The 15,771-nt window shown below is 62.2% G+C and carries 16 protein-coding genes; 10 read left to right on the top strand and 6 right to left on the bottom strand.

Annotation, left to right across the window (positions count from 1 at the left end; all coding sequences use genetic code 11):
- The first annotated feature begins 108 nt into the window (after positions 1-108).
- Entirely contained in the window at positions 109-849 is a 741-nt protein-coding gene (locus LGQ10_RS01075; RefSeq protein ID WP_226524387.1) for an HAD family hydrolase, read from the top strand.
- Between the two features lie 177 nt (positions 850-1,026).
- Positions 1,027-1,848, top strand: a complete 822-nt coding sequence (locus LGQ10_RS01070) for a hypothetical protein (protein ID WP_226524386.1) — start codon at positions 1,027-1,029, stop codon at positions 1,846-1,848.
- Positions 1,849-1,854: 6 nt separating this feature from the next.
- Here LGQ10_RS01070 and LGQ10_RS01065 read toward each other — a convergent pair whose 3' ends face one another.
- Positions 1,855-2,340, bottom strand: a complete 486-nt coding sequence (locus LGQ10_RS01065; protein WP_226524385.1) for a winged helix-turn-helix transcriptional regulator — start codon at positions 2,338-2,340, stop codon at positions 1,855-1,857.
- Between the two features lie 116 nt (positions 2,341-2,456).
- Here LGQ10_RS01065 and fabF point away from each other — a divergent pair, with 116 nt between their 5' ends.
- Positions 2,457-3,725 carry a beta-ketoacyl-ACP synthase II gene (gene fabF / locus LGQ10_RS01060; RefSeq protein WP_226524384.1) on the top strand — a complete coding sequence of 423 codons (1,269 nt, stop codon included), beginning with the start codon at positions 2,457-2,459 and terminating at the stop codon, positions 3,723-3,725.
- A gap of 51 nt (positions 3,726-3,776) precedes the next feature.
- Here fabF and LGQ10_RS01055 read toward each other — a convergent pair whose 3' ends face one another.
- Complete coding sequence (locus tag LGQ10_RS01055; protein WP_226524383.1) at positions 3,777-4,298, bottom strand: hypothetical protein; 522 nt, start codon at positions 4,296-4,298, stop codon at positions 3,777-3,779.
- Between the two features lie 183 nt (positions 4,299-4,481).
- Here LGQ10_RS01055 and LGQ10_RS01050 point away from each other — a divergent pair, with 183 nt between their 5' ends.
- On the top strand, positions 4,482-4,727 hold the full coding sequence (locus tag LGQ10_RS01050) for a hypothetical protein (RefSeq protein WP_058437656.1): 246 nt from the start codon (positions 4,482-4,484) through the stop codon (positions 4,725-4,727).
- Positions 4,728-4,757: 30 nt separating this feature from the next.
- Here the strand turns inward: LGQ10_RS01050 and LGQ10_RS01045 are convergent, their stop codons facing one another.
- Positions 4,758-5,222 carry a MerR family transcriptional regulator gene (locus LGQ10_RS01045; protein WP_058437654.1) on the bottom strand — a complete coding sequence of 155 codons (465 nt, stop codon included), beginning with the start codon at positions 5,220-5,222 and terminating at the stop codon, positions 4,758-4,760.
- Positions 5,223-5,331: 109 nt separating this feature from the next.
- On the opposite strand from LGQ10_RS01045, the gene LGQ10_RS01040 reads away from it, so the two are divergent.
- Positions 5,332-6,588, top strand: a complete 1,257-nt coding sequence (locus LGQ10_RS01040) for an NADH:flavin oxidoreductase/NADH oxidase family protein (RefSeq protein WP_226524382.1) — start codon at positions 5,332-5,334, stop codon at positions 6,586-6,588.
- A 579-nt stretch (positions 6,589-7,167) separates the two neighbouring features.
- Positions 7,168-8,808 (top strand): hypothetical protein, encoded by a 1,641-nt coding sequence (locus LGQ10_RS01035; protein ID WP_226524381.1) that lies wholly within the window; start codon positions 7,168-7,170, stop codon positions 8,806-8,808.
- Positions 8,809-8,962: 154 nt separating this feature from the next.
- Here the strand turns inward: LGQ10_RS01035 and LGQ10_RS01030 are convergent, their stop codons facing one another.
- A complete protein-coding gene (locus LGQ10_RS01030) occupies positions 8,963-9,988 on the bottom strand; it encodes a sensor histidine kinase (RefSeq protein ID WP_226524380.1) in 1,026 nt (341 codons plus the stop codon).
- 213 nt (positions 9,989-10,201) lie between these two features.
- Between LGQ10_RS01030 and LGQ10_RS01025 the strand changes: the two genes are divergently transcribed.
- The 3 genes from LGQ10_RS01025 to LGQ10_RS01015 all read left to right on the top strand — a co-directional run bounded on the left by LGQ10_RS01025 (position 10,202) and on the right by LGQ10_RS01015 (position 13,694).
- Positions 10,202-11,218: an AraC family transcriptional regulator gene (locus LGQ10_RS01025; RefSeq protein WP_226524379.1), complete on the top strand. Its 1,017-nt coding sequence runs from the start codon at positions 10,202-10,204 to the stop codon at positions 11,216-11,218.
- Positions 11,219-11,413: 195 nt separating this feature from the next.
- Complete coding sequence (locus LGQ10_RS01020) at positions 11,414-12,775, top strand: APC family permease (RefSeq protein WP_226524378.1); 1,362 nt, start codon at positions 11,414-11,416, stop codon at positions 12,773-12,775.
- Positions 12,776-12,824: 49 nt separating this feature from the next.
- Positions 12,825-13,694, top strand: a complete 870-nt coding sequence (locus LGQ10_RS01015; protein ID WP_226524377.1) for a proline iminopeptidase-family hydrolase — start codon at positions 12,825-12,827, stop codon at positions 13,692-13,694.
- A 15-nt stretch (positions 13,695-13,709) separates the two neighbouring features.
- On the opposite strand, the gene LGQ10_RS01010 is transcribed toward LGQ10_RS01015, so the two are convergent.
- Positions 13,710-14,186: an anti-virulence regulator CigR family protein gene (locus tag LGQ10_RS01010; protein WP_226524376.1), complete on the bottom strand. Its 477-nt coding sequence runs from the start codon at positions 14,184-14,186 to the stop codon at positions 13,710-13,712.
- Positions 14,187-14,355: 169 nt separating this feature from the next.
- On the opposite strand from LGQ10_RS01010, the gene LGQ10_RS01005 reads away from it, so the two are divergent.
- Complete coding sequence (locus LGQ10_RS01005; RefSeq protein ID WP_058437291.1) at positions 14,356-14,739, top strand: hypothetical protein; 384 nt, start codon at positions 14,356-14,358, stop codon at positions 14,737-14,739.
- A 273-nt stretch (positions 14,740-15,012) separates the two neighbouring features.
- On the opposite strand, the gene LGQ10_RS01000 is transcribed toward LGQ10_RS01005, so the two are convergent.
- The gene (locus tag LGQ10_RS01000) at positions 15,013-15,447 is read right to left on the bottom strand and encodes a hypothetical protein (protein WP_226524375.1); all 435 of its coding nucleotides are present in this window, start codon (positions 15,445-15,447) and stop codon (positions 15,013-15,015) included.
- Between the last annotated feature and the right edge of the window lie 324 nt (positions 15,448-15,771).

The following is a 15,771-nucleotide window of genomic DNA, read 5'->3' as shown; positions in this document are numbered from 1 at the left end:
CCGCGCCGGACAACCGGCAGTGAACCCCGGAGAAGCAGAACGCGTAGACTGCACGGACGACTACAGCAACGGCCGCCCACCCGGCGAGCGCATTGATCGAGAGCCTCCATGCCGTCCCCCACTCATCCCGCCCCAACGTCCGTCGTCAGTACCACTACCCCATCCCAGGTATCCGACCAACTCGCGCCAGCACTCACCCCGGACACCCTGGTGCTCGACCCCAAGGCCAGCCGCGTGCTTTCGGTCTTCGACTTCGACGGCACCCTGACTCGGCATGACAGCTTCGTCCCCTTCCTGCGATTCGCCTTCGGCCCCCGCAGGTTCCACCAGCGCATGCTCAGGCTGGCTATGCCGAGCCTGGGTTTCCTGGCGCGCCGGGTCGATCGCGACCAGCTCAAGGCACGGCTGATCAACACCTTCCTCAAGGGCGTCGAGGCCGCCTGGGTGCAGCAGCAGGCCGAGGCCTTCTGCCAACGCTCCTGGCAGCGACTGATGCGTCCGGCAGGCTTGCTGGCGGTGGCCGAGGAGATCCATTCGGGAGCCCAGGTGACCCTGTGCTCAGCCTCGCCATCCTTGGTCCTGCAACCTTTCGCCAGACGCCTGGGCATTGCCCTGATCGGTACCGAGCTGGAAGTTGTCAACGGCGTGTTGACCGGCCACATCGTCGGTAACAACTGCCGTTGCGAAAACAAGGTGCTGCGCCTGGAAGGTGTTTATGGCCCACTGGACCAGTACCGCCTGCGAGCCTGGGGTGACACCCGGGGCGACCACGAATTGCTGACTGCGGCCCAGGACGCCCACTGGCGCCACTTTCACCCCCAGTGGCGTCGCGGACAACGTCCGGTCTGAGCAGCGAGGAGTCCCGACCAGCGGCAAGGTGGTCGGACAAAACTTCGCTATACCCAACATCAGGAGCCTGTCCCCGGGGGCTCCTGCAAGAGCTAGTCCTTTTCTCGGACATCCGGGCAACAGCGGCCCACGCAGTTCCTGGAATCGGCCGCCTGTACAGGGAAAGTACCGGCCATCATGAAGTCCCCTGCCTACCTGCTGCGTACCCTGGCCATACTGCTGGCAGTAGCAGCCCCCGCCGCCATTATCCTGAAACATCCGGTCGCCCCGGTTCCGCCGGACTTCGACGGCACGCGACTGTATGCCTGGGCCTGTTGCCTGCTGGGCATGCTGGCGCTGTTCGTCCTGGCCGGCCTGAAGATCCGCGGTCGGGTGCTCGGAGTGCTGATCGACGAGCGCAACCGCTACTCGCTGTCACGCCTGCAGATGACCCTCTGGACCCTGCTGGTACTGGCCACCCTGTACACGGTGTACGTGGCCAACATCGTCCGCGGCAACGCGACCCAGGCGCTGATGGTCAACCTGGACTTCAACTTGATCGCCTTGATGGGGTTCAGCCTGGCCAGCTTCGTCAGTGCTCCCATGGCCCTGAATCGCAAGGCCGAGCAACCGACCAACCAGCAGAACCTGGACAGCACTGGCCAGCAGTTGCTTCAGACCCAGGATCTGGACGCGTTGCCTACGGCCAAGGGTCAGGTGCTGGTCAAGAGCGACCCGAAGGATGCCCGCCTGGCTGACCTGATCCGCGGTGAGGATGTCAACAATGGCACCATCGTCGACCTGCCGCGCCTGCAAATGCTGTTGATCACCCTGGTGGTGGTCTTCGTCTATGGCGCTGCGGTCGCGCGCACCCTGGTCACCGGCGGCTGGCTGTTGCTGGAACTGCCCAAACTGCACGAGACCCTGTTGTTGCTGGTACTGATCAGCCACGGCGGTTATGTCGCCGGCAAACTGATCCCGAACAATCCGACGCCGTCCTCGACCACGCCCGCCCCCTAGCGCCGCTCAACCGGTCCGATCACCAAAGCGCTGGCGCATGCTGGCGCTGGCTGCGGGCCCGACCTGCACCGTGCAGGCCTCCAGGGGCACCAGTTGACCATCGGCAACGGCCATCATGGCCGGTCGCACCGGTCGGCCGGTTGCGCGCTCGACGATCTGCACGCTTTCGCCGTCGGGGGCGAAATGGCGATTGCCCCAGGCCACGAAGGCCATCAGCACGACACGAAAATCCTCCCCCTTGGGCGTGGGCACGTACTGGTAGCGCAAGGGGCGCTGGCTATAGGCCTGGCGTTCGAGCAACCCCTCCTCGACCAGCGTGTTGAGGCGCCGGGTCAGCATGTTCGGGGCAATGTCCAGGCTGCGGGAGAACTCATCGAAACGCCGCAGGCCATGCAAGGCGTCGCGCATGATCAGGATGCTCCACCACTCCCCTACCCGGTCCAGCCCTCGGGCGATGGGACATTCGGCATCCACCAGACTTTTTCGTTGCATCACCAGCTCCTGCGGTACAGCTCGGTTTTTGTCGATTAGGATGTTACTTTCATAATGATAGTATCGTCCACGCTTCGTTATCCCCCACCCAAACACACTGAAGGAGCAGGACCTGCATGAGCAAACGCATCGTAGTCACGGGCATGGGCGCAATCACTCCGCTGGGCTGCGGGGTCGAACAGGTATGGCAGCGCCTGCTGGCCGGGCAATCAGGCATCCGGCAGTTGCCCGAAGAGTTCATCGCCGGACTGTCCACCACCGTGGGCGGCCAGGTTCCCGACCTGGCGCAGGACCCGCAGGCCGGCTTCGACCCGGATCGCCTGCTGCCACCCAAGGAGCAGCGCAAGATGGACCGCTTCATCCTGTTCGCCCTGGCGGCGGCAGAAGAAGCCCTGGCCCAGGCCAACTGGCGGCCCGACAGTGCCCAGGCCCAGGAACGCACCGCCACCATCATCGCCTCGGGGGTCGGCGGGTTCCCCGCCATCGTCGATGCCGTACACACTAGCGACAACAAAGGACCGCGCCGCCTGTCGCCCTTCACCATACCTTCGTTCCTGTGCAACCTGGCCGCCGGCCACGTTTCGATCCGCCATGGCCTCAAGGGGCCGCTGGGAACCCCGGTCACTGCCTGCGCTGCCGGGGTCCAGGCCATTGGCGATGCGGCACGGATGATCCGCGCAGGCGAGATCGACATCGCCGTCTGCGGTGGCGCGGAAGCGACGATTCACCAGGTCAGCCTGGGTGGCTTCGCTGCGGCGCGAGCGCTGTCCAGCGATTACAACGACACCCCGGAGCGCGCTTCGCGCCCCTTCGACCAGGGCCGCGACGGTTTTGTCATGGGTGAAGGCGCCGGCCTGCTGGTAATCGAAGAGCTGGAGCACGCCCTGGCCCGCGGCGCCCGACCCATCGCCGAGCTGGTGGGGTATGGCACCAGTGCCGACGCCTATCACATGACCTCGGGGCCGGAGGATGGCAGCGGCGCCCGCCGCGCCATGGAACAGGCCTTGCGCCAGGCAGGGGTGGCGCCGACGCAGGTCCAGCACCTCAACGCCCATGCCACATCCACCCCAGTAGGCGACAAGGGCGAGCTGGCAGCGATCAGGAGCCTGTTCGGCACCGGTAGCGGCCCGGCCATCAGCGCGACCAAGTCCGCCACTGGCCACTTGCTGGGCGCTGCCGGCGGGATCGAGGCGATCTTCACCATCCTCGCCCTGCGGGACCAGGTCGCGCCGGCGACACTCAACCTGGACAACCCCGACAGCGCCGCTGAAGGCCTGGACCTGGTGCGCGGCCAAGCGCGCAAAATGGCCATGCAGTTTGCCTTGTCCAACGGCTTCGGTTTCGGCGGGGTCAATGCCAGCGTGCTGTTCAAGCGCTGGGATTGACCCCTGGCTCGTCATCGAACCAGGAATGCCTGCCAGGCTTGCTGCACCGGATCAGTGTCCGGCCAGAAAGCCTGGGCGGTAGTCGCAGTGAATCTGCAGGCTTTCCGTGTGATTGCGATGGATCTGGAAACCGCAATGCACCAGCGCAGCCTTGACCTCATCCACCAGCGCCCCATGCCGCGCCTTCAGCAGGCCCTGGCGTGACGGCGGGGTGAACACTCCCAGGGGCAGAAAACGCAGGCGCCTGGCGTTGAAGATGATCGACACGTCGACATGGGTACCGTCCACGTCGTGGCCGTTGGAACCGAAGATATCCTCCACCTCGTCCTGGCGCCCCGGATAGCACCAGACAAACAACTTGATGCCCAGCCAGCGCGACAAGGTTCGGAACACCCCCAGCCTGCTGCCTTTGTCTTCATAACCCCGCGTCACCAGCAAACGCACGGAATCCGGCAAGCTCGACTGGACCTCGAGCAGTTGCTGGAACACCTGCCTGTCCAGCAGCACGTTCGACGAAGGCCAGCGCGGCCCTACTTGCAAACCCTGGTGGTTGCCCCTGGCAAGAATCAGCATGGAAACGCTCCTGATGGTTGATGCGGGCCAATCCTACACACCCTTGCACCCTGCGAACTGAAAACCCTTGGCTTGTTCAGCAACCTTCCCGTCATCTTCCCCGGTGACAGGCCATGGGCGGTTTCGGTATCCTGATAATGGCTGATAGCCATTACCCATGAGAACAGTGACCACAGGTGCTGTATGTACGATTTAACGAATCTGGTCATTGTCGATAAAAGCTACGGCTTGACTGTGCTGCAGGTCACTGCGGACCTGGTGGCCGGCGCCCTGGAGGAACTGCTGGCCAATTGCGCGGGCAGCGCCGATATCACCCAGAAACTGGACTACTCGATACTCAGCCTCTATCAGGACAAGCTCGAAGCGGCCATGCGTAACATGAGCCTGCCGGCCCTGCCGATGAAATCGCCGGCCGAGAGTCTTTGCTGATACCCCTGGGGCCGAGTCGCCAATGGCGGCTCAGTGCCCCTGCTTCTGTCGGCGCCGACCAGGGACGGCATCTGGCGCATTGCCTTCGCTTCCTCGCCACTGCGCCAACAGGCGCTGGGCGTTTTCCTCGCAGCCCAGGCCTTCGGGCTTGCCTTCGATCCCTGCGATCAGGGTCAGCAGGTGCATGCGGTTTTGCGCCAGGCGCTCCTGCAGGGCTTCGATTTCCGCCACCTTGCTGCGCAGGCTGACCAGCAACCGATCATGCTGGAAGCTGCCATCGCCTCGGCTGGATTCGAGGGTCAGGGTCCGCATTTCGTCCAGGCTGAAGCCCGCCTGCTGCCCACAGGTAATGATTTCCAGGCGCTGAACCACCTCCTCGGGATAGTCGCGATAACCGTTGCCCAGGCGCTGCGCCTCGATCAGACCGCTGGCCTCGTAGAACCGCAAGCGTGACGCACTCAAGCCCGTACGTCGGGCAAGTTCACCAATTTTCATCGGGTTGAAAACCTCCTATTGACCTTAAGGATAACTTTAACCTTAGCCTTCTCCACGACACAGCCCTTCTGCACCTGAACCGACGCACGGGCTTCATCTGGAGAACACCATGACCGCGTTTCAATCCCTGCGTTTACCTAACGGCACGTCGCTGCCCAACCGCATCGCCAAGGCGGCGATGGAAGAAAACCTGGCCAACCTCGACCAGACCCCATCCGACCACCTGCTGCGCCTCTACAAGGCCTGGGCCGAAGGGGGGGCCGGCCTGCTGCTGAGCGGCAATGTGATGATTGATCCCCAGGCAATGACCGGCCCGGGTGGCGTGATGCTCGACGACAGCCAGCAACTGCGCCGGTTCCAGGAGTGGGCACGGATTGGCCGAGCCCACGGCGCGCAGTTCTGGATGCAGATCAACCACCCCGGCCGGCAGATGCAGGCCAGCCTCGGCCAGACGACTGTCGCGCCCTCGGCGGTGTCCCTGGACATGGGCCGCCTGTCGAAGATGTTCCCCATGCCCAAGGCCCTGGAGGAAACCGAGATCAACGCCCTGATCCAGCGTTTCGCCCGCACCGCCGCCCTGGCCGAACAAACCGGTTTCAGCGGCGTACAGATTCATGCCGCCCATGGCTACCTACTGAGCCAGTTTCTTTCGCCCCTGAGCAACCAGCGCCAGGACCGCTGGGGCGGCAGCCTGGAAAATCGCGCACGATTGCTGCTGGAAGTGGTGAAGGCCGTACGGGCCACCGTCTCTGCCCAATTCAGCGTGGCGGTCAAGCTCAACTCCGCGGACTTCCAGCGCGGAGGTTTCGAACCCGCCGATGCGCGCCAGGTCGTGCTGTGGCTCAACGACCTGCCAGTGGACCTGGTGGAATTGTCTGGCGGCAGCTACGAGGCTCCGGCCATGCAAGGCGATGCCCGCGACGGTCGCACCCTGGCCCGCGAGGCCTACTTTCTCGAGTTCGCCCGCGAGATTGCCGCCATCGCCCGGATGCCGGTGATGGTCACCGGCGGTATTCGGCGCTTGCCGGTGGTGGAGCAAGTGCTGGACAGCGGAGTGGCCATGGCCGGCATCGCCACCGCACTGGCCGTGGACCCGACCCTGCCCCGGCGCTGGAAGAACGGCGATAGCGAGGCTAGCGCCGAATTGCCGCCGATCCGCTGGAAACGCAAGGCCCTGGCAGCCCTGGCCTATATGTCGCTGGTGAAATTGCAGATGCGCCAACTGGCCGATGGCAACCCGACCAGGCCGGGCGCCTCGCCACTGCGGGCGTTGCTGATGGAGCAGTGGAGCACCCTGCGCCGTACCCGCCAATATCGGCGCATGATGCAAAACCGCTCCCACACCAGGCGCACTGCCGAACACTGACCTGTCTGGTTGATCGCAAGCACCAGATCCGGCTCTGTGGCTGTCCGCCCACCAGGCGTGGAGTGATCGGCCACATCGGGCCTTGGCATTGTCGGCCGGGCCTCTTGCCCATACAGCGTGCAAGCCGTCGATCTGCTGGCCAGGTGCTGGGCTACACGCTGGTCAGGCTCAGCCTCGGGCGGATGCCGGGGCGCTATCACTGCGCCCCTGATAATGGCGGGTGTATTACCGTTGCATTCCCTCTAAAGACGCCCCCTTCACAAAGAGGCAGACGCCTGGCAATGCCAGGCCGCACTTCGCCTCAATCGACAACAGCGCGACGCTCTGTAGTCCGGAACGATTTCCCTTGCACGTGTTGAATCCCAAGACTGCGCCCAAGATAGACATAACGGACGCTTCGATCAGGATTTCCCTGGCTTTCCAGAGTGTTTGAGACTAAATTAGCGCCCTTTTTTTAAAAAATGATGTTTCAGAACAATCATTTCTCCATTCGATTAGTTGACTCTCAAGTGATTCAGTCATTTGCAGAATAGATAACACTCCAGTTGATCCATTAACACTAACCAGGAACAGGGAAGGATGAAGGCAGCACTCACCATCAGAAGCACAACCTGCAAAAGTATCAATGCCGCGTCAAACCTACTTGCAAGAGAAAAAACACTCAAGACGGTTCTGTACATCATCTTCCCAATCCTACTTGCACTCGCAACGGGTCTATCCAGCAGTGTAATCGACCCCTTTCATGAAGGAGAATATTTAGGGAACTATCTGTACATCAGAGACTACTACCGTGGACTGGCCGAGTTCCCTATCCTGATACATGGTGCAATGGACTACCTTCCTGCGCTGGTAGCGGGCGAGATAAAAGATGGAAAAAGTATTATTTTTTATACCCGCTTATTCAACACAATGGCGATCTGCATTTGCTGGATAGCCTGGATGGACATGGCCAGGATCATACTGAAGAGAAGTGACTCAAGGTACATTCTCGGACTGTTGTTCATTCTGATGTTTATTGTCATGTCGACGGCAGTAGGAAATACGCCTGTCAATCGCCAGCAGGCATTCCTCGGTACTCGAGACCTCTTCCTGATAGTGGGCCTGTGGTGCTCGGTCAAAACAATTGACTACAAGAACGGCATCATGCCTGGCCTCCTTGTCGCCCTCACCGGTTTTTTCTCGGCGGCATCCTTCTACTGGAGCTATGACCGCGGCATCATGTCTGCCGTGCTGGTTATCTCACTTTCGATCGTGTATGTGCTGGGTAAAGGTCGGCGAAATGCGCTACTGCTCGTAACGTCCTATGGCGCTTCGATCCTGGCCATCTCCGCAACCGGAATAGCGGGCACCCTCGTTGAAAACATCAGCAACGTCAAATACTGGATTTTCAATACCGGTGACGTATGGTTTCTTGCACAGAAGCTGAAGCGTGATACTCACCTCGGTAGCCTGGCTACCTTGATCTTTGCTGCGACAGTCATCTGGTATTCTGCCAGGAGAACCCTTCGGACAGGTATCGACGAACTAACACCGGTACGTTTCGGGCTCGTAGTGATACAACTGCTCTTCCTGCTCAAGATGAAGTCTCTCCCGGCGTTCCCGGTCAATTATTATTTCGTCTGGCCCTCCATCCTGTTATTGATCCTTCTCTTCCCCAAGTCCAGCGTATTGAGCACGTTGAACCTGGCCGTGAAAGAAACAGTAGAGCGCGTCACTCAGCAGAAAGATCAGCGATCGACAGCGGAAATTTTCAAGACTGCCTGCCTCTTATCTATCGTAATACTGTTTTCATCGAATCTTTTCATCAGCAGCATGAAAAATATCGTACAGAGCATCAAACCAGTTCCAGATGAACTCCTGCTTAGCCGAAAACAATACGGCCTGGACAATTTTTCTTCTTACACGGCCCCTTGCATTTTCCAATGGTCAAATGAAGGGATTTTTTCTTTTGCAGCCAGGAAACCATATTGCAGTAAATATGCGTACGCGGTGTATATAGCAAGCAACCAGGAACAACATGCACTTCAGGAACTCAAGGCGAAGCCTCCTGAACTGGTGGTCTACAACTCCCCTTACTGGTCCATGAGAATCTACGAACGGACAATGAAGGATCGTTTACCGAAGATCGACGCATTCATACAGGAAAACTACTCGATGCATGCCGACCCCAGTGGGTATGTGTTTGCCACGCTCAAAGGAGAGGTTGTCGAAGGAAAATAACCATTCAGAGCAGGGTAACCAACCTACTGCATGACGCCCCGGGACCTAAGACCTCGCACTTGTCCAGCATCACCGGGCTCAAGGCCCTGTCGAAACGCAGCAGGACTGCCTGTTGCCGGGGATGGCGGGTGCGGTACTGGAACGAATGCAGCCTCTACTCGTGCTGCAGCGGGATCGCCAGCAGCACCTGCAGACCGTGGGGATGCCAGGTGCGCTTGATCGTTCCTCTGGCGGCCCCGGCCAGTTGATCGATCATCTCGGTGCCATAACCGCGGCGCGCTGGCGGCGCGACAATGGCCGGTCCGTCGCTTTCCTGCCACTCGATTGCCAGCCTCTCGTCTTGGGTACTCCAGTTGATGCGCACCTGGCCTTCAGGAACGCTGAGCGCACCGTGCTTCACGGAATTGGTGGCCAGTTCATGGAGAAACAGCGCCAGCAAGTTGGCCAGCTGGCCAGGAACCAGGTGCCTGTCGCCACTGAAATGGCACTGCGCGCCGAAGGGATACAGCACCGAGTCCATGAAGGTGCAGATCTCCACACTGGAGACATCGTCTGCGGCCAGCACCCGGTCATAGACCCGGGCCAAGGCCTTGAACTTGCTCGCGGCGATCACCGCCAGCTGGTCGGCAGTGCCACAAGCCCGGGCTTCCCTGTCGGCCATCATCATGACCGCGGATGCCACGGTGAACAGGTTCTTGATCCGGTGCACCATCTCCCCCGACAACAACTGCTCACTGGCCAGCAACTGGTCCAGCTTGCGCTGCAGCAGCACTTGCTCGGTGACATCCCGGGAGACACAGACGATGGAATGCACGCGGCCGGCTGGATCGACAGCCGGGGTCAGCAGGTTGTCCCAGTGGACCGTATGGCCACAGCCGTCGCTGTAGCCCGCAAACCGGGCGGTCTCGCCGGTGGCGGCCACGGCCAGGGCGTCACGGGCGGCGGCATGGGTCGCAGGGGGCAGCAAGGGTATCCAGGAAGTGCCCCTGACCTGGTCTTCCGCAATTCCCAGGGCAATGCATCCGGCCTCGCTCATGGCCAGGAGAATGCCCTCGGGAGTCAGGACCTTGATGCAGTCGGGGGTAGCATTGAGCATTGCGCGCTGCGCGTCGAAAACAGGTGGCTGTTCCTCTCGCGCAGGTCCGGCAGGACTGCCGGCTTCGTTATCGTCCTTTTCCATGATTTCAACTACCCAAAGGCCGAGTCAGCGACGCCAAAGATAGAGCAATCAACTGCTCACGACAATCGCTCAAGCCCCACGCCAACCGGGCCTTGCAGCAGCCTCTGGCGAGCCTTGTCAGCGCCCGGCGCCCACCCCCCGGTACTGGCGGTTCCTCGACTCGCCGCGCATGATGGATAGCCACGTCCGCAGCAGGATCACAGGAGTGTTTCAATGTATGAAGTTCGCCCGGTATCACTGCATGGCGTGCTGGCGACCCTGGCCGTGACGCGGGACCTGGGCGTACCGGACACCGTGATCCTGCAGGGCGCAGGGAAGCTGCCGGACACCCTAACCGATCCCGACGCGGCCATCACCATGGAGCAGGAACTGGTGGTGTTCGACAACGCCCGCCGAGCCATCCCCGAGCCGCACCTGGGCCTGCTCATCGGCAGTTCCATGCCGATCTCCACCCTGGGCCTGCTCGGTTATGCCCTGCTGGTGGCACCGACCCTCGCAGAGGCGCTGGATGCAGGCCTGCGATTCCCCATCCAGCTGGCCAGCCAGTTCGCCCCGGCCATGGTCCGGCAAGGCAGCGAACTGCATTTCGTCGGCCACGACTGCCATGGATTCTTCGAAGGCTACGGTTTTTTCAGCGACGTGTTCCTCAGCGCCAGCCTGCGGGTCATCCGCGACTGCCTGCAATCGAGCACCGAGCCTTTTACCGCTCACTTCAAGCACCCCGCCCCTATCGAACAAGCGCCCTATCGCCAGCTGTTCGGTGGTGACATCCACTTCTCCAGCCCCTGCGACTCACTGCAATTGCCCGCAGCCCTGCTGACCCGGCGGTTACCCCTGGCGGACCCGATCAGCTACCAGGCCATGCTCAGGTTGACCCACTCGCGGGAGCAGGCCCTGCAGGCCATCGGCGGCAGCGGTGTTGCCCGCGAGGTGGCGGCCTTGCTCAAGTCGGACCTCCAGCACTACAGCGACCTGCACACCGTCGCCCAGGCCCTGAATGTCTCCGAGCGCACCCTTCGTCGCCGGCTGGCCGAGCACAAGGTCAGCTTCAAGCACCTGCACAACAACGCACGCCACCAGTTGGCCAACCAGCTGCTGAGTGCCACCCACTTGCCACTGGACGCCATCAGCCAGCAGCTGGGATTCGCCACCTCCTCCTCGTTCGTGCATGCCTACCGCAAATGGGCCGGCGTCTCGCCCGGGCGCTTTCGCAGGTCGCTGCGCGACTGAGCAGCGGCCATGCCCGGGTTCGACTGCCACGCCATCGAATTGGCCGAAAAAGACAAAAAGCTGGCCGGCTTGATCACCTCGACCCTGCGCGCGGGCCAGATACTGGAACCCGCTTCATTGCCTGTCCAATTCCAATAATACGGTCGCCCCGGCAAGCCACTCGCTGCACGGGAGCGGCTGACAGGAGCCCATCGAATGCGCACCACTGCCGCAGCGCCCTGCACGCCCACCACCGCCGCCGAATCGCGCCTGATACGGCGGCTCTCCTTCACCGATGTGCTGGTCTACGGGTTGCTGTACTTCTGCCCGCTGGCGCCCACGGCGGTGTTCGGCATCGTCTACGGGATATCGGGCGGCATGGCGGCCCTGGTCTACGCCGTCGCCGCCCTGGCCATGACCTTCAGTGCCATCAGCTACAGCGAAATGGCCAAGTCGGTGAATGTCAGCGGCTCGGTGTATCGCTACGTCAGCCTGAGCACCCACGCCTTCATCGGGTTCGTTACCGGCTGGTTGATCCTGCTGGACTACTTCCTGCTGCCAGCCCTGTTGTCGATCCTCACCGCCATCGGCATGGTCCTGCAGTTTCCGCAAAGCTCGCGGGGGTTCTGGATCCTGGTGTTCATCTGGCTGCCGGCGCTGCTGAACATCATCGGCCTCAAGCTGACTGTCCGGGTCAACACGCTGTTTCTGCTGGTACAGCTGGTGACCCTGGCGGTGTTCTTCGCCTGGTCACTGTGGGGCGTGCTTCAGCACCACCACGCCACTGCCCTGCTTGCGCCGATCTGGGATGAGCAGCGCTTCGAACTGCTGGCGGTGCTCTCGGCGATTCCAATCGCAGCCCTGAGCTTTGTCGGGTTCGACGCGATCTCGGCACTCAACGAAGAAGCCCATGGCGGTGGGCGAACCGTCTCCCGTGCCACGTTGATGCTGCTGTTGCTGGTGTCCCTGCTGTTCTTCGCCCAGGTGTACCTTGCCAACCTGTTCGTTGCCCCAGGTACCCGGTATGACACGGAGCAGGCCGAAACCGCCTTCTACACCCTGAGCAGCGAGATCGTCGGTGCCTGGTTCCAGCCGATCATGATCGTCGTCGCCGGGACCGTTTCGGGGGTCGCCAATGCCATCGTCTCGCAGATGACGACCTCCCGGCTGATCTTCAGCATGGCCCGCGACGGGCGCTTTCCGGCCGGGCTGGCACGCCTGGACCGACGGGGCAATCCGCTGACGGCCGTGCTGTGCGTGGCCCTGGTCTCCACCGTGATCGGCCTGGTGGCGGCCAACGAAGTGGAACTGCTGGTGACACTGGTCACCTTCGGCGCCCTGTTCGCCTACATCACCTTGCACATCAGCCTTTACTACCGCTTTCGCAAGCACCCCGAGCGGCATTGGTTCAAACATGTGGTTTCGCCGCTGGCCGGCATCCTGATCCTGGTCGCCGCCCTTGCCAGCATGAGCGACAACGCGCGCTGGCTCGGCGGCAGCTGGTTGTGCATCGGCCTGCTGCTGGCGCTCATCCTGTATCGCAAAGGTCGGCTAGGCAGTATCCCGCTCAACGAATGACACCTGGCGCACCCTCGCCGCAACCTTCACCAGACCAAGGCAGCAAGGCATGTACTTCGATCAGCAACAGCACATTCGCGCACCCGGTGGACAGATCTGGACCGCCATCCGGCACGGCCTGGCCCACCGCCTGCCCCTGGTGGTGGTGCATGGTGGCCCCGGTTCCAACCACCTCTACCTGTCGAATTTCAGCGAGCACCTCAAGGACCGTGCGCTGGTCTACTACGACCAGCTCGACAGCGGCTATTCGGCCCGCCCCCACGACCCGGCCCACTGGACCCTGGAACGGGCCTGCGACGAGCTCGCCGCTGTCGTCGAGTGCCATGGGCTGGAGCGCTTCCACCTGCTGGGCAGTTCCTGGGGCGGCTCCATCGTCACGGCCTACGCCAGCCGCGGGGACCAGCGCCTGGCCAGCCTGATCCTGGCCGGGCCACTGATCAGCGCCGCCGACTGGAATGCCGACAACCACCTGCACCTGCAGCGCCTGCCCAGCCCCTGGCGCGAGGTGCTGCTGGCGGGTGACAGCCAACACCCGCACTTCGACGCGGCCCTGCAAGTCTTCAACCGCAGGCACATGCTCAGGCTCGATGCAGAGCCGCCGTTCATCAAGGAATCCGATCGCCTGCACAACGCCGCGCTGTTCCGGCACATGTGGGGAGTCGTGGACTTTTTCGGCGACGGCGCCCTCGCGCAACTGGACCTGTGCCACCTGCTGCCACAGATCCGGTGCCCCACCTATTTGGTGGTGGGTGAACACGACGAGTGCACTCCGGCGGCCATGCGCCGTTATGCCGGGCACCTGCGCCAGGGCGAAGGCCATGTGGTGCCCGGGGCGTCCCACCTCGCCCATGTCGAGCAACCGGCGCGGTTCTTCGGCTGGCTCGAGAACGTCCTCGGACGCCATGACGCTTCGGCTTGAAAGGCGCCTGCGCAGTCAGTCCAGGGCGCCACTGAGCACTTCGTAGATCAGCCCGGTAGCGACCGTCACCAGGATCAGGTCAGCGCCGGCCTGCATCCACTCATACCCGTCGTAGCGTGGCAACTGGCCAAGCAGGCGACCGTCAAGCTTCCTGGCGATTCCGGGCGGCAGCGGCTTGCCCCGGGCGAGGTTCTTCTGGATACCGGGCGGGAGCGCCGGACCCGGGCGCCAATAATCGCGATGCCCGCCCAGGATACCCAGCACGTCGCCACGGTCGATGGCCGGGCCGCCGGACCGGTTACCCTGCTTGCCCCCTGAATTGCCGTGCCCCTGGCCATGCTGGACCGATCCCTTGCCATGGCCGTTGCCGTTGCCGTTGCCGTTGCCGTTGCCGTTGCCGTTGCCGTTGCCAGGATCGGCTGCGGCCTCCAGAGGCTCCCCAACCAGGGCCGCACAGGCCAGGGCGACCATCAGGATTCGTGGACCGTTCATGCTGGATTTCCCGTTTTTAGGAGATGCTCTGAACTATAGACATTCTTCGGTAACGCCAAACTGTCTGTTCACTCAGGCAGCCGCACGCCTCTACAATGAAGGCCTCATGGACCGAAGCCAGGCCCCTGGCGGCATGCCGTCCAAGGCTCCCGGCACTCAGAGAAAGACAATGAAAAATACCCCTGCCCTGCTGTTGCTGCTGCCGGTGCTATTGGTCGGATGCGGCCCCGACAAGCTCGTTTCCGACCTGCCATCGCCAAGCGGGAAGTATCACGTCGAGATCCGCAAGTGCCCCGAAAAGGGCACCCTCACCTGGGGCGAGAGCCTGCAGGTCTCCGTCCTGGAGTCCGGTCGATCGGAAAAGTGCAACACCTTCATCAGCGCCCTGGCGCAGTTCGATGGGCTGGAATCCGCAGACCAGCTGCAACTGGAGTGGACATCCGATACCGAACTTCGAGCCTGGCTGCCCAGCTTCAATGCCGAATACGGCCCCCAGGCCTGGAGCCATCAACCGCAGTTGCCGATCACACTGGTCTTCAAGCCCAAACCCTGAGCTTGCCACGGACTGCGCGCCCTGGCGCAGGCGTGGAGTGAGGTAGCCGGCTCGTCACTCCACGCCACCGAACAGTTCCAACAGGTGTTGGGGGGCCTAGGCATCAAGGATGCCTCTCCGGGCCTGGTCGCCGCCCCATTGCTGCGCCATGCGCCGCAAGATCACCTGTCGACCCCAGCTGCACCTTGGCCAGTTGGGCCAGGTCCGCGGCGCCATTGATCCCTTGCAACGGGTGCCGCCCTGCCCGGCGCCCACTCCGACAGGACCTTGCACTCAATCCCAGTAGACGGTGTAGACGTGGTAGCCGTCCTTTGGCTCGGGTGCGCCGGCATGCTTGCCATAGGGCCAGCCCGCTTCGATACCATCGGCCTCCAGCCCCTCGATCCACTGCTGCGCGACCTCTTGTGGCGCGCTGGAATAGACATGGATGTTCTCCGCGGCCGGCCAGTCGTCGCACTCCAGTGCCTCGACCCAATCCTGGTGCAGGCCCACATAGACGCCCTGCACATCGGGACGCAGTTCCAGCGCCTTGAACCGTGCATGGATATCACCAATGGACGGACGCCCAAACTCCCACTGATTGGGGGCAATGGACTGTTCCTGGTCATTGCCCTGGAAATATTCATCCAGGGTAACGACCGGCAAATGCTCCTCATCCAGTGCATCCAGCGCTTCGAGTTTTCCCAGCAAGATCTGTCGGTGGTTCATGATTTACCTATCAGTCCATTTCCTGTTCGCCAGCATCATCGATGCCGCACGGCTGCCTGAGCGAAGCCACGCCGGGCCATACGCTCGATTGTCTAGATCGGCCCAGGCGACAGATTCTGTACAGGCATCTGCACCCGGGGGTGTCTCCTCCTGCCAAGCAGCCCTGCTATCGTGGCAGCATCCAGCGCCGAGAATGCGCTGGCCAAGTGAGCAGGAAAACACATCCCATGATCGATCGTGAACACCTGCACCGGGAAGGTTATGAACTGTTGCGTGGAGCGATTGCTCGACCCTGCGAACTTCACCGAAGGCCTCGGCCCGTTA

The organism is Pseudomonas sp. L5B5, assembly GCF_020520285.1.
Classification (GTDB): Bacteria; Pseudomonadota; Gammaproteobacteria; order Pseudomonadales; family Pseudomonadaceae; genus Aquipseudomonas.
Note: the sequence above shows the minus strand (reverse complement) of the source record. Positions and strands in the feature narration are given on the sequence as shown.